Source organism: Sinorhizobium alkalisoli (genome assembly GCF_008932245.1).
GTDB lineage: Bacteria > Pseudomonadota > Alphaproteobacteria > Rhizobiales > Rhizobiaceae > Sinorhizobium > Sinorhizobium alkalisoli.
This window is the reverse complement of record NZ_CP034909.1, coordinates 906,083-919,121: the sequence shown is the minus strand read 5'-3', so window position 1 is coordinate 919,121 and position 13,039 is coordinate 906,083. Positions and strand designations below refer to the sequence as shown.

The window sequence follows — 13,039 nt, the reverse complement described above, 5'->3', positions numbered from 1 at the left end:
CGCGCATCCATAAAGATCGCTGCAGCACCTGGAAGTGCTGCGTGTCTTCATCCCAAGATCGAGATCGATTTAAGGAGACATGCAGCAGGAGTAAGCGCCGGATAGAGACTATGAATCAGTTTGACGGGACCGAAAGCTTCGACGCAGAAGCGCTTCGCAAAAAGGTGTCAACGATCGCCACGATCGACCGCGAAGCGACACAGGCGGAAAAGGCTCCAGCCGGGCTCAATCCGCTGGCCCGTCAGATAGCGCTTCAGTTTCGCGCCGACACCTATTCGCCCGCCATGATGATTGGCCTGATTCGGCTCCTGGACTTTTGCGCCCTCTTCGCCATTGGCTATGCGATCAATACGCAATATGTCGGCCCATCGCTTGCAGACCTGCCGGTGTATATTGCTATTCTGACCGGCGGCTCGGCCTTTGCGGTCATCACCATGCAACTCGCCGATGCCTATCAGGTGCCTGCCCTCAGGGCATGGCTGCGGATGATGCCCCGCATCCTTGGCGCCTGGACCGGCGCCTTCGGCGTAATCGCATTGACTCTGTTCTTCCTGAAATCGGGCCATCTCTATTCCCGTGTCTGGGTCGGCGGCTGGTTCGCCGCAGGCGTGCTGTTCCTCGTCGCCGAACGCGCCTTCATCGCCTATTCGGTCAAGCATTGGTCTCGTAACGGCACGATGGAACGCCGCGCCGTCATCATCGGCGGCGGTGCACCGGCAAAGGAACTGATCCGCACGATCGAGCATCAGCCCGATAACGACATCCGAATTTGCGGCATTTTCGACGACCGGGACGAGCGCCGCTCGCCGAATGTCATCGCCGGCTATCCGAAGCTTGGCACCGTCGACGAACTCGTCGAGTTCGCACGGATGGCCCGCATCGACATGCTGATCTTCTCGCTGCCGCTGACGGCGGAAGACCGCATCCTCACGCTGCTGAGGAAACTTTGGGTGCTGCCGGTCGACATACGCCTTGCCGCCCATGCCAACAATCTGCGCTTCCGCCCCCGCAGCTATTCCCATGTCGGAAAGGTGCCGATGCTCGACATCTTCGACAAGCCGATCGCCGATTGGGATTCCGTCGCCAAGCGATGCTTCGATGTCTTCTTCAGCCTGGTCGCGCTCGCGATGCTCTGGCCGGTAATGCTCGGGGCGGCCGTCGCCGTGAAGCTCACCTCGCCGGGCCCGATCATCTTCAAGCAGAAGCGACACGGCTTCAACAACGAGATCATCGAAGTCTATAAGTTCCGCTCGATGTACACGCATCTGAGCGATCCGACCGCGCGCAACGCCGTCACCAAGGGCGATCCGCGCGTGACGCCGGTGGGCCGCTTTCTGCGCAAATCCTCGATCGACGAGCTGCCGCAGATCTTCAACGTGCTGAAAGGCGAGCTCTCGCTGGTCGGCCCGCGCCCGCATGCAGTTCACGCGCAGACGCAGGACCGCATCTATTCGGATGTCGTCGAAGGCTATTTTGCCCGCCATCGCGTCAAACCCGGCGTGACCGGTTGGGCGCAGATCAACGGCTGGCGCGGCGAAGTCGACAATGACGAGAAGATCCGCTTTCGCACGGCCTTCGACCTCTATTACATCGAGAACTGGTCGCTCTTCCTCGACCTGAAGATCCTATTTCTGACGCCGATGCGCCTGCTCAACACGGAAAACGCGTATTGAGTACCGCCAGCATTCTCCGTCCCGCCGTGCTCCGGCCGCAGCTTGCGGCGATTTCGATCCTCGGCTCCGGCCTGGTGGCACTGGCCGTATTCGGCTCTGGCTTCGTCCTCGCAGAGCCGGCACCCTATGAAGTGTTCCTGACCGGCCTGATCGGCCTCTGGGCCCTGTTTGGCCTGAGGATTTCGCGCGCCACTGCCCCCCTGCTCGCCTTACTCATCCTCTTCATGGTCGGCGGCGTTCTATCGTTAACGGTGATGGCCGACCTCTCGGACGGGCCGATCTATATGGCCGTCTCCGGCTTTCTCGCGCTTTCGGCCGTCTTCTTCGCCGCCATCATCGAGGAACGCCACCGGCGTTTGCGGTTGATCTTCGATGCATGGGCGGCGGCGGCGGTCGTCACCGCCCTCCTCGGCATTCTCGGCTATTTCGGTGCAATTCCCGGGGCGAGCAGCTTCACGCTCTACGATCGGGCAAAGGGCGCATTTCAGGATCCGAACGTCTTCGGGCCCTATCTCGCCGCGCCGGTGCTCTACCTGCTCCACGGGCTCCTTACGCAACCGATCCGCCGCGCGCCGCTGAAGGTTGCCGGGCTCGTCGTGCTGACGCTCGGCGTTTTCCTCTCCTTTTCGCGGGCGGCCTGGGCACTCAATCTCTTCGGCGTCCTCGCCCTCGTTTTCATCATGCTTCTGAAGGAGCGAAGCGGCCTCTTCCGCCTCAGAATTCTCGTGCTGGCGCTCTGCGGCATCCTCTTCATTGCGGCGGCCCTGGCGGTCGCGCTGCAGTCGGAGCAGGTTTCGTCACTCTTCTCAAACCGTACCCAGCTCGTGCAGGACTATGACGGCGGACATCTCGGCCGCTTCGAGCGCCACCGTATCGGCTTTCTCATGTCCATGGAAAAGCCGCTCGGCATCGGCCCCATGGTATTCAGCACGATCTTTCCGGAAGACGAGCACAATATCTGGCTGAAGTGCCTGACATCCTATGGCTGGCTGGGCTTTGCGGCTTACGTGACGCTGATTCTCTGGACGCTTTCGCTCGGGTTCCGTTTCCTGCTGCTCGACCGGCCTTGGCAGCCCCACCTGATGATCAGCTGGATCACGCTGATCGGCCATGTCGGCATCGGCAACGTCATCGACACCGATCACTGGCGCCATTTCTACATGCTGCTCGGCGTCATCTGGGGATGCGCCGCCCTCGAATATCGCAGCCGGCGGCAAGCGCGCGCCCATAGGCTTGCATGAGCATGTCTCTGACCGTCAGACCGGCAGCCAAGCCATTGCGGCTCCTTGAAGTCCTCGAGCCGAGTGGCGGCGGATCCGGAAGGCACTTCCTCGATCTCTGCCGCGGCATGCATGCGCGCGGCCACCATGTCGAGGCCGTCTATTCGCCCCGGCGCGCCGAAGACGATTTCCTGCGCGAATTGAAGGAGATCGGTCTTCCCGCCATGCACGCGGTCGATATGCATCGTGCGCCCGGGCCCTCCGACCTGCCCGCCTTTCGCGCCATACAGCGGATCATTCGCGAGGCCGGACCATTCGACGTCATTCACGGCCACAGTTCCAAAGCGGGAGCCCTGACGCGGCTGAGGCTTCCGGGCCGGCACGTGCCGCGGGTCTACACGCCGCACGCATTCCGCACCATGGACCCGACGCTGGGTCGCGGCGGCAGGTTCATCTATGGCGCAATCGAAGCGGCGCTCGCCTGGTTCTTCACCGATCACCTGATAACGGTTTCCGACGATGAACGCGCCCATGCCCTCACTCTCGGCCTTCCGGAAGCGCGGATTTCGATCATCGTCAACGGCGTTCTCGCCCCCTCCCCCGGCCTGGCCAAGACCGTGCGCGCGAGCCTCGGCATTCCAGCCGATGCGTTCGTTTACGGCTTCATCGGCCGGCTGGCAGCCCAGAAGGCGCCGGAGCGCCTGCTCGAAGCCTTTCAGCGCGCCGCCCGGTCGGTCGGCAACAGCCACCTGGTAATGATCGGCTCCGGCGATGCGGAAGAAGAACTCCGGCAATGCATCGACGAAAGTGGATTGAAGGACCGCATCCACCTCACCTCGGCATTTACAGGTCCGCAAGCCGTCTGCGCCTTCGACCTCATCGTCATGCCGAGCCGCTACGAGGCGATGTCCTATGTGATGCTCGAGGCCGTCGCCGCGGCCCGGCCGATCATCATTTCGAACGTCGGCGGCGCGCGCACCGCTGTCGACCACGGTGAAAACGGCTTCATCGTCGGCAATAGCGACGACGTCTCGCAACTCGCCAAGGCGATGATCGCCGCCGCCGATCCGGAGAGATATGCAGAGCTCGCCGACGCGGCAGAAGCCCGCAGGAACCGCTTCACGCTTGAGCAGATGCTCGACCGGACGGAGGAAATCTATCTGCGTCTGGCGGCACGACGGCGGCGCTGACGCCGTCCGAAGTGGCGCGGTGCGGCGGCACGCGGAGCGGATTGCGTGTTTGTTGAAACGACAGGACCTCACAGCGCGGCGGGCGCGCTGCGAGGCCCTCTGATGAACGCTGCCGTCTATTCTTCAGCGGCCATTTCGTCTTGCTGCAGCTTCCGCTGCAGGAGGAGGTCATCGCTCGGGGTGGACTGTTCGGCTTTGGTCACGCTCGCCGTCGTGATCTCCTTGTCCACCGTGCTGGTCGAGGCCGTCTTGTCGTGGCCAAGGCATGCGGCGGACGCCGCCGTCGTCGACAGGACGAAGGCGGCCGCAAATACGAGGATGCTCTTCATCGGGCTTCTCCTGTTGTTGCCGGCGTAGTGTATCCGCGGCAGGGCCGTGATCCAAATCACAAAACGCGCTTTTTCAACGGTGGCAGATCGGGACAAGGATCTCCATTTTTCCCTTGCGCCGACTGAGCGTTCCGACTAATGAGAGCGGGCTTGTAACAAAGCGGGTCGGAGCGTAGCGCAGCCCGGTAGCGCACTTGACTGGGGGTCAAGGGGTCGTGGGTTCGAATCCCGCCGCTCCGACCATTTATCTACTTGAATTTCAATGAGAATTCGGAGTCTTCGCCGTCAGGCGGTTTCCGCTAAAGCGGAACAAAAGGCGCCCAAAATGCTGGTTCGGGAACATAAAGTCCCGAAAAAGTCCCGGACGAATCTCGGCAATGTTCACCATTGGTTCCGATTGTTGATTCCCGACCACACCTTCTCAAAGATACATCGCGGGACCGCAGCGGCTGCGCCAAACCGCTCTGCCTCAGCTACCACTACTCGGCTATCCGCGACCGAATAACCTCCCTAACAAACTCCAGAAACTGAAGGTCGTCCGACTGTAAATTCGGTTGTATGCCGCCTTCTTGGGATCGGTGATCCATCCATAGCCCCTTGGTGCTTTCACACCCAAGTTGTGGCGAACCATACGCTTTACAGAGGTGCGAGCCGCGAGGCTTTTCTTCAAGCTTGGCTTCCTCATCCCGAATTTCATGTGCTCCTCCAAATTAGATGCCTCAATAGACCAGCTTCGCCGCGCCTGGGCCAAGTTGCCTAATTGGGTGATGAAGGTCGTGAGCTCATTGCCGCGACCGCAATTTCCCGGCGAGCATACCTCCCTCGAATTAGCCTACACGTAATATTGACTTTGTTAGCAGTTCTGCAACCTTGTAGTTGCAGCATAATCAATGGGGGGAGAAGGCGTATGAACTTGGCAAATCTGCACAACGACGAGGCAACGGCACATCCGGTCGAAGGAAGTGACGTAGTTGTCCGCGGTTACTCATCAATGGGCACCTTGCAGGCCATGGGGACGATCGAAGTGGAAGCCCGCGAGGCGGTCGTCCCTGACAGAAGGTACGTCGCGTATTTTGTTCGCGTTGCGCTCGAGTCAATTGGTGACTATCCGCAGGAAGCCAGCGCGATGATACAGTACGACAACATTCCCAAGCTTCTTACATCGCTGGAAAAACTCGCAAAGGCGACGCTGAGAACTGATCGCTTCGCCTTCTCAGAGGTCGAGTATGAAGTGGACGGCCTTAAGATTACCGTTTTCAATGATGGTCGCGGGAAGAATATGTTCGTTGTGACGGTGGAAAACGTATCAGTGCACTTCAACGCGCTTAACCGCATCGAAGAACTTAAAGCGCTGATAACCAAGGCAAAAGTTCACCTCGATACGCACAAAGTTGCTTTTTAATCATGAGCCTCGGAAGTCGCCCGAAATGGAGACGCAGGATTCTACGCGCCTCGCCTTTTAGGGAGCTAATTGAAACACCGTTGCGTCGTCCGCCGGTTCCCTGATCCCCTTGAAAGACGGATGCCGCAGCTTGCCATCCTCTGTCCAGGCGCGATACTCCACTGTCGCGACCAGGAACGGCTCGGTGAAGACCGCGCCCTTCCGCTTTAGGTTCACCGCCGGCGACTTCGTCTCGATCTCCTCGAGGAGCTCCCGCAGCTTGACCGATTCCTGGCGGCTCCAGCCGGTTCCGCAGCCGCCGACATAGACGAGTTCGCCGCCCTTGCGCGCCGCCAGCAACAACCGGCCGATCGCGCCAGGCGTCGCTTCTGACGGCTCGAAGCCGACGATGACGAAGCTGTCGCGGCGGCTACAGGTGATTTTCAGCCAGTCTGGCCGGCGGCCAGAGCGATAGGGGCGCTCGCGATGCTTGGCGATGATTCCCTCGAGACCATGCGTGCAGGCGATACGCAGCAGCTCGTCGCCGTCCGCCTCCACTTCTTCGGACAGGCGAATCGCGCCGTCGCGGCCGGCAAGGATCGGTTCGAGCAGGCGTCGTCGTTCGCGCTGCGGCAGCCGCCGTAGATCACACCCGTCGAGATAGAGAAGATCGAAGGCGAAGAAGATGATTTCGTCTGGCTCATGCGCGGCCGGCCGGCGACTGAGGGCGCGCTGCAGCATGCCGAAGTCTGATCGGCCCTGCTTGTCGAGCACGACGGCCTCACCGTCGAAGATAGCCGTTTTCACCTTCAGCCGCGGCGCCTCGGCAGCAATAGCCGGAAAGCGGTCCGTCCAGTCATAGCCTCCGCGCGTGATCAGCCGCACGCGATCGGATACGATATGGACGGCAAGCCGGTAGCCGTCCCATTTCACTTCAAAGGCCCAATCGTGCCCGTTCGGCGGCTTGTCGACGAGTGTTGCGAGGCAAGGGTCGACACGCGCCGGCATTGGGTCAGGCGGCTCCGGTGGTTTGTTCTTCGATGATGCCTTTGTCATCGCGCAGTAAACGCGCAGAACCGCCAAATGTCACCGACGAGACTTGCGCCATCCAGCGGCACGCGCCTCGGCTTCCGAACAGAACCAACGTTCCCCATATTGAGGGCTTATCTTCGTCCGCGAGTAATATTCCTGGCCGGGCACATGGAAAATTCGCTCACCCGTGTCGATGCTGACGTTGCCCTTGATGTTACAGGACAGCCCCACCCCGGTGATGCTGGAGCCCCCTGTCACCATGTCAAAGACAGTCGAACCACCGGCCGCCCCCATCGCGATCCCAAGCACCACGAGGCCCGGCGCTTTGAGAAGCACCGAGCCTCGCTGTTGACCTCGATAACTTTGCCGATTGCCCATACGCTCTTCCAACACTCTCGCGCGCTGATAGTAACTGCGAGCATACACCGGCAAAAGCTGTACAAATGGGTTAGTCTACTTGACCGGGTGCCTGGCAGTGTGGCCTACCCGGTCAATGATGTTTCGCCACTGCTTTGCTATTGCCTCGATCGCCCTTCTTTCAATCTCCCAGAGCGCAAGCGCCGTCGAGCCTCTAATCGGACGCGCTTCGGTTATTGATGGCGACACGATAGAGATCAGAGGCGAACGGATTCGATTGAACGGAGTCGACGCTCCGGAGAGCTGGCAGCAATGCGAGGATGAAAACGGACGCGCCTATCGGTGTGGCAAGGAGGCGGCTGCCGCGCTTGACCGCTTTCTAGCGGCGTCCCGTCCGACCAGCTGTGAATTCGTCGATCGCGATCGCTACGGGCGGTTCGTCGGAAGATGCTTCCGCGCCGACAGCCGCGAAGTCAACCGCTGGCTGGTTAAGAGCGGCAATGCGGTAGATTGGGAGCGGTACAGCAATGGAGCCTATGCAGATGCCCAGGACGAGGCGAGAGCCCGTGGCGCAGGCATTTGGCGCGGCCGTTTTCAGCTGCCGTGCCTGGCGCGAGCTGAGCGTGCAAAGCGGCAGCCCTCCTGCTGATCACGCGGCACCTCGCCGCCTATCGCCTTCCGACGGCGGTATGAACACGACGGCCACCGATCGTGAACCGCACCGCGGACATCGAAGCCGGCTCGCGAGCATTGCAAGCGGGAAGTCCCTGCCTCGCGTCGTCACCAGCGTCAGCATGTCGAGATCGTAGCTCCAGACGCACTGCCGGACCGACTTCATGCCCTCGCGCTTGCCGAACGCGCAGCGCGCCCGTAACTGCCAACCCAGGCTGAATGCTTCTCCGATCGTCTCGACCATGACAGTCGGATAGTATAAGAACAAAAAGAGAACAAGGACAGAGCGAGACCGCTCCACCGAAATCGACGAGCTGCACGAGTCGAAAGCGAACAGCAGTGAGCCGCCTTCACTTCTGCGCGAGATACGCCATCACCTTGTCGCGGCTAGGGCCGGCTTCCCGAATTGCCTCGAGCGCCTTCTGCCGGGTCACCTTCGCCTTTCTCATGATATAGGCGACCTCGTGCTCTTGCGTGGATACAAGGCCGCGGTCCCGACCTTTCTTTTTCGGATCATCTGCCATGCTTTCCTCCATCTTCGATGAAGAAGGATAGGAGCAGTTGTGCTTGCGACAAGGGCTGGAATCTCTACGACAGGCAGGGATGATGGCCGGAGGATGATAACGGGAAACGACGGCGAGTTGGAGCCGACCTGAAATGCAAAGAGCTGCAGGTAGGACTGGGCCCGGTCCGCTGCAGCTCCGATCGCGACGTATCCAGAATTCGGTTTTTGGGGCTCTATGGCCCTGTTCCATCGAAGGGAACCGCTTCGAACGTCGCTTATGCGTATTGTACTCTCAGCGGAAGAGGGATCAAGTGCGCACCCGGGCAAACTTGCAAGGAACCGAACCTATGGCTGAGATTTATCTGTTTTCGAAGACCGCCGAGGAGCAGGAGGCGGAGCGCCAGCTGACCGAGGCTATGCACACCTTCAATGCTGCAATCAAGCGCGCTGCGCAATGTGGGTTTGACATCGAACTGAGGCCGGGAACATGGTCGTTCACCACATACACTGGCACGCCAGTGCCTTACATCGACCTTGCGGCTCGTCTGCCAGGAAGGCACGTGCAGCAAGAATTTGTCGAAATCTGAGGAGCGCCTATCACCGCCGCAGTTGCGCGCCGTCTCGCTGGCTGGCCTCGATCCTCTGAAGGATTTCGCGCATCACACGCGTGTCGATGGAGAGGCTGTTGAGCGTGTTCTCGACGGCCTTCATCGACGTCGCCGCTTCGGCCGCCTGCTTCTCGACCGCCGATATTCGAAGCTCGTGCTTGTCGAGCTGACGCAGGGAAACCTCCGCCGCAGTCAGGCGTTTGTCGAGCCGATCGATGGAATCGGCATGCGAATCCTGGTTGGCGTTCACCCTCTCCCATGTGGCGCCCCAGGCGACCAACCCGCCGGCAAAGCCAAAGAGGATGACCAGGGTGTTCAGATTCCACTCGAATTTCCAGGTTGGAGTTTTCACGACGGTTTTCTCTTCGGTTTCGTTGGCCAATTCCCCTGCCCCTCGTATGCAATGCGATTTCGGATGGTTCGTTACTGCGCTTCGCCGTGCCGCGCGCATTCCGCCTTCGACCATACCGCCGCGGCGCAGATGCCGACGACGGTCCGGTCGATCTTCCGTTGATCCGCCGAAGTCGCCCCGCGCGCGCCGATCAGATCAGTTCCAACGACGCGACGCAGCCCGTCGGCACTTGCCGGCGCCGAAGTCCCACATCCCTGGAGGGCAAAGGTCAAAGCGAGAGCGGACATCGTCCGCAGTGCGGCCAGCTTCATTGTTCTGCCTTTCAATGGAGTTTCTGACGTCGTCGGCGCCCTGACGATAAATCCAGACGAGGCCGCCAATAACGATTGCGAGAGCGGCCGCGGCCACGATGAGGCGAGGAGCGGAGAACATCACGCCATCCCCTCGACCTGTTTCGCCACCGCCTTCCGATCGGCGTTCTTGCGCCAATAGAGGAAGCCAGCGACGCCGCAGAACGCGACAAGGATCAGGAGAAGGTTCTGCCAGGGTATGCCACCGATCGCCGTCAGAAGCGAAGCGCCGCCGCCGATGACAGACGGGGTGATCACCTCCTTCGACTTCCACCACGGCGCGTCGAGGCTGGGCGGCGTGACGGGAACCGGGACCCGCTTCTCCTCGGTCACCGGCGCGGCCTTGACCTCTGGCCGTGCGGCTTCGCCCGGGGTGAGCGCCACAAGCGCCCTGTGCATGGCAGCGCGCGTTTTCGGGCCGACATCGCCGTCGACTAGCAGCCGCTGGTCCGATTGGAACTGCATGACGTTGTCAGCCCGATACCCGAGGAGCACGAGCGAGATCCGGGCAAGCCGGTCAAACCGGTCGGCCAGGCCGTTCTTGCCGCCGTTGACCTTCTTCGTGATGGTCTCGGCGTCTCCCTCGTCGGCCCAGCGGTTAAGATCGCGAGTGTCCCAGTAGAACAAGGGAACGAGCCCTTCCCACGGATCGGTATTGACCGCATTCGGATCCTTGACGAAGTCCGGGCAGTCGAGGCCGGCGGCGCGGCACCAGTCGCGGAACTGCCGATAGTTGTCCTTACCCGTCAGTTGCATGCCGGTTCGGCCGCGATAGAGATAGCCGTCGCCATCCTTCTCAGGCGTGTTGCCGAGATGGGTGCGCGTGTCGTAGCGCTGCTGCGCGGGCGTCGGGCCCCAGATCTCGCGGTCATGGCGGAAGTCGCCGCTTTCATGCATGAGCTGGGCGAAATACTGCGCCAGGCGGTGCGGCCGATCCATGCCGAATCGATCGCCGTACTTGTCCAGCGCCACGAGCACGGACGCGAGGTTGCTCTCGTTCACTTTGCCCTTTGCGGCAGAGCGAACCTGTTGAGCGGTGATGACGCTCATCGGTGACTCCTGATATTTGCGAGGAAGTATCTGCCCTATACGCAATAAAAAACCCCGCAAAAGCGGGGTTTTGAATGAAAATCTTGCGAATGCTAAAGTCTATCTTCTCGAATTGCCCTTCCAGAGGTGGTAAACAACATGAGGCCGACAGAAATTAACATCACAGCAACGATTACAATGTAGAACATATCCAAGCCAAATGCTCTGTACTCTGGATATATTGATTTGCGAAACGCCATTATTACCTGAGCAATCGGGTTGTAAAGCAGCATGTCCCGGTATGGGTGAGGAATACTATCAGTCAGGAAGAACACTCCAGACAGCATGAACAGCGGCCGTGTAATAACCCCATACACTTGCTCGTACAGTGGAGATCGAGCAAAAAGCACAGAGTTTATTAGCCCCATTCCAAAGCCGAGAAATGTCGCAAGAAAAAACGCGGATACCACACCACGAAGGTCTGCATGCAATGAAACTCCGTCGTGCAAAATTACTGTGGCCATAACGATACAGCCGACTAGAGCTGAGGTTAGCATCTGCACAAAATACCGCGATACCACTGCATCAAATGGGGAAACAACTGGGTAGTTCAGCAAGTTTCTATTTGCCTTAATCGCCCCCGACGTAAAGGCTGCCATCGACTGGTAGAACGAGTACGGCAAATAACCGGATGCGAAGAAAAGCGAGAAGCTACTACCAAGGGCTGGAACTTTGGATATCGTCTGGAAAATCAACGTGAGCAGAAGGACATGCGCAACTGGATCGATCAGAGCCCAAGCATATCCACCCGGTTTATTACCATACCGCGTGGACATTTCGCGCACCATAAGGGCGCCGGTCACCCGAACATGTTGAAATACAATGTTCATGACCTATCGCCGCTGATCTCGGAACCGCTTCAATTTGAGCGCGGCGATGCACAGCGCCATTGCCGGTGTGGCTCCATGACAATATGGACCACCCCCGATGACGGCAGTGCCTTTGCCCTCGGCAAAACTCACCCCCCACACGTCCGCGGGTGAAATCCTGTTCATCAACTCCACAGCTGCGCCGATCGACGATGTGAAAGACGGAACCGTTCCCGGAGATTGGCCGGAGGGCACGATCCACCGAGTTGTCTTCTGCGCGCCTTCCTGGACTTGGCCTTCCTCGGCCTGCCTCCTCCACCCCAACATCAGCGCAATCTCTCCATCGAGAGAACGCTCTGGCTTCGGAGCTGTCTCGAGACGCCGGATAAGCTCGTCTATGTTCATTAACACCCTCTCCTGGACAACCGGCCTTGAGTCATAGGCAAAAAACAGGTTGAAGAATACCCGTTGGGAATGAAAGGGAGCGATTTTATGGAATGCGTCTATTCGAGTGGAGATTTGCAGGTTCACTTTCGCCGCGCCCCGACCGACACCGTTGCTGTGACGTTCTCGAATTGGACGTCGGTTCAACCGCGACCGCTTTGGGAGAAGCACATAGGCACCAGCGCGATGTTCTTTGTCGCACTCCGCAACCATTGGTACCAAACCCCCGACGTTGACGCAGCGATACAAACCGTCATGCCTTTAATTTCCGGGTTCGACAATCGCATCGTCATGGGATCAAGTATGGGCGGCTTCGCCGCTGTGGCGCTTGCTGAAAGGTTTGGCGCAACCAGGTCCATTGCTATATCGCCTCAAATATCCCTTGATCCTGTTCTTGCACCGTTCGAGAAGCGTTGGAGGGCGGAACTGGCTACCATTAATGAATGGCGCCACCGTATTTCCAGCAGCAGCATTCCTGCGCACATTTTTTTCGACCCGAAGCACTCCATGGACAACGCTCACAGCACGGCGATTGCAACTGAGCACCAGAGCACCATACTCTGGGCACTCCCATATTCCGGTCATCCGGCCGGGTTCGCCCTGGCGGACTTGAACCTTCTCGAGCATGTGATCCACGATGCAGTTGGCGCCGGAGATGATGTTGAAGAATGTCGGTTGTTCTCGCTTGTTGCCCAGGAATATGAGAAAAGCGCCCATAGGTCCGCCACTGTGGCAATTAATGATTTCCGATACGGCCAAAAGCGCGCACTCGCGATGGCCGCTGAGGATATCGACGCCCTACAGGGACACGATTCTACTAAGAGACAACTGATCGGTTACATCGACCAAATCAAGTCGCGCCTAACAGCAGATGAGGGAGTGCCAGCAAAATGACGATTGGTGAAGCCATCTTGGGCTTGATAAGAGCAGCGCAAGCCGAGAACGCATACTCTGACGACCCTGATACCGCCCGTGGAATCATCGAGCAGGCGCTCAAAAGTGTCGACAGCGCGGTGGACCTAGAATTG

The 13,039-nt window shown here is 59.4% G+C and carries 15 protein-coding genes and 1 tRNA gene; 8 read left to right on the top strand and 8 right to left on the bottom strand.

Translation table 11 applies throughout. The features are described from left to right. Nucleotides 1-110: 110 nt before the first annotated feature. The 3 genes from EKH55_RS04550 to EKH55_RS04540 are packed head-to-tail and all read left to right on the top strand — an operon-like array spanning nt 111 to nt 4,083. The gene (locus tag EKH55_RS04550) at nt 111-1,673 is read left to right on the top strand and encodes an undecaprenyl-phosphate glucose phosphotransferase (RefSeq protein ID WP_151611079.1); all 1,563 of its coding nucleotides are present in this window, start codon (nt 111-113) and stop codon (nt 1,671-1,673) included. Then, on the top strand, nt 1,670-2,914 hold the full coding sequence (locus tag EKH55_RS04545) for an O-antigen ligase family protein (RefSeq protein ID WP_151611078.1): 1,245 nt from the start codon (nt 1,670-1,672) through the stop codon (nt 2,912-2,914). Before EKH55_RS04550 ends, EKH55_RS04545 begins: the two co-directional genes overlap by 4 nt. A gap of 2 nt (nt 2,915-2,916) precedes the next feature. After that, nucleotides 2,917-4,083, top strand: a complete 1,167-nt coding sequence (locus EKH55_RS04540) for a glycosyltransferase (RefSeq protein ID WP_069460674.1) — start codon at nt 2,917-2,919, stop codon at nt 4,081-4,083. A 116-nt stretch (nt 4,084-4,199) separates the two neighbouring features. Here the strand turns inward: EKH55_RS04540 and EKH55_RS04535 are convergent, their stop codons facing one another. Further along, nucleotides 4,200-4,412: a hypothetical protein gene (locus EKH55_RS04535; RefSeq protein WP_069460673.1), complete on the bottom strand. Its 213-nt coding sequence runs from the start codon at nt 4,410-4,412 to the stop codon at nt 4,200-4,202. A gap of 166 nt (nt 4,413-4,578) precedes the next feature. Here EKH55_RS04535 and EKH55_RS04530 point away from each other — a divergent pair. After that, nucleotides 4,579-4,655, top strand: a tRNA-Pro gene (locus EKH55_RS04530). 664 nt (nt 4,656-5,319) lie between these two features. Then, the gene (locus EKH55_RS04520) at nt 5,320-5,814 is read left to right on the top strand and encodes a hypothetical protein (RefSeq protein WP_151611076.1); all 495 of its coding nucleotides are present in this window, start codon (nt 5,320-5,322) and stop codon (nt 5,812-5,814) included. Between the two features lie 57 nt (nt 5,815-5,871). On the opposite strand, the gene ligD is transcribed toward EKH55_RS04520, so the two are convergent. Continuing rightward, nucleotides 5,872-6,849, bottom strand: a complete 978-nt coding sequence (ligD, locus tag EKH55_RS04515) for a non-homologous end-joining DNA ligase (RefSeq protein WP_151611075.1) — start codon at nt 6,847-6,849, stop codon at nt 5,872-5,874. Between the two features lie 30 nt (nt 6,850-6,879). After that, nucleotides 6,880-7,203: a sunset domain-containing protein gene (locus tag EKH55_RS04510; RefSeq protein WP_151611074.1), complete on the bottom strand. Its 324-nt coding sequence runs from the start codon at nt 7,201-7,203 to the stop codon at nt 6,880-6,882. Between the two features lie 115 nt (nt 7,204-7,318). On the opposite strand from EKH55_RS04510, the gene EKH55_RS04505 reads away from it, so the two are divergent. Beyond that, nucleotides 7,319-7,831 carry a thermonuclease family protein gene (locus EKH55_RS04505; RefSeq protein ID WP_151611073.1) on the top strand — a complete coding sequence of 171 codons (513 nt, stop codon included), beginning with the start codon at nt 7,319-7,321 and terminating at the stop codon, nt 7,829-7,831. Between the two features lie 373 nt (nt 7,832-8,204). On the opposite strand, the gene EKH55_RS04495 is transcribed toward EKH55_RS04505, so the two are convergent. Then, nucleotides 8,205-8,378: a DUF3606 domain-containing protein gene (locus tag EKH55_RS04495; RefSeq protein ID WP_151611071.1), complete on the bottom strand. Its 174-nt coding sequence runs from the start codon at nt 8,376-8,378 to the stop codon at nt 8,205-8,207. A gap of 328 nt (nt 8,379-8,706) precedes the next feature. Between EKH55_RS04495 and EKH55_RS04490 the strand changes: the two genes are divergently transcribed. Beyond that, entirely contained in the window at nt 8,707-8,946 is a 240-nt protein-coding gene (locus tag EKH55_RS04490; RefSeq protein ID WP_151611070.1) for a hypothetical protein, read from the top strand. 10 nt (nt 8,947-8,956) lie between these two features. Here the strand turns inward: EKH55_RS04490 and EKH55_RS04485 are convergent, their stop codons facing one another. The 4 genes from EKH55_RS04485 to EKH55_RS04465 form a co-directional block, all read right to left on the bottom strand. Then, on the bottom strand, nt 8,957-9,349 hold the full coding sequence (locus EKH55_RS04485; RefSeq protein ID WP_151611069.1) for a hypothetical protein: 393 nt from the start codon (nt 9,347-9,349) through the stop codon (nt 8,957-8,959). A gap of 41 nt (nt 9,350-9,390) precedes the next feature. After that, nucleotides 9,391-9,630 carry a hypothetical protein gene (locus tag EKH55_RS04480; RefSeq protein WP_151611068.1) on the bottom strand — a complete coding sequence of 80 codons (240 nt, stop codon included), beginning with the start codon at nt 9,628-9,630 and terminating at the stop codon, nt 9,391-9,393. 120 nt (nt 9,631-9,750) lie between these two features. Beyond that, complete coding sequence (locus tag EKH55_RS04470) at nt 9,751-10,719, bottom strand: glycoside hydrolase family 19 protein (protein ID WP_151611066.1); 969 nt, start codon at nt 10,717-10,719, stop codon at nt 9,751-9,753. 92 nt (nt 10,720-10,811) lie between these two features. Then, a complete protein-coding gene (locus tag EKH55_RS04465; RefSeq protein WP_151611065.1) occupies nt 10,812-11,588 on the bottom strand; it encodes an ABC transporter permease in 777 nt (258 codons plus the stop codon). A 471-nt stretch (nt 11,589-12,059) separates the two neighbouring features. On the opposite strand from EKH55_RS04465, the gene EKH55_RS04455 reads away from it, so the two are divergent. Then, the gene (locus EKH55_RS04455; RefSeq protein WP_151611063.1) at nt 12,060-12,905 is read left to right on the top strand and encodes a hypothetical protein; all 846 of its coding nucleotides are present in this window, start codon (nt 12,060-12,062) and stop codon (nt 12,903-12,905) included. Nucleotides 12,906-13,039 lie beyond the last annotated feature (134 nt).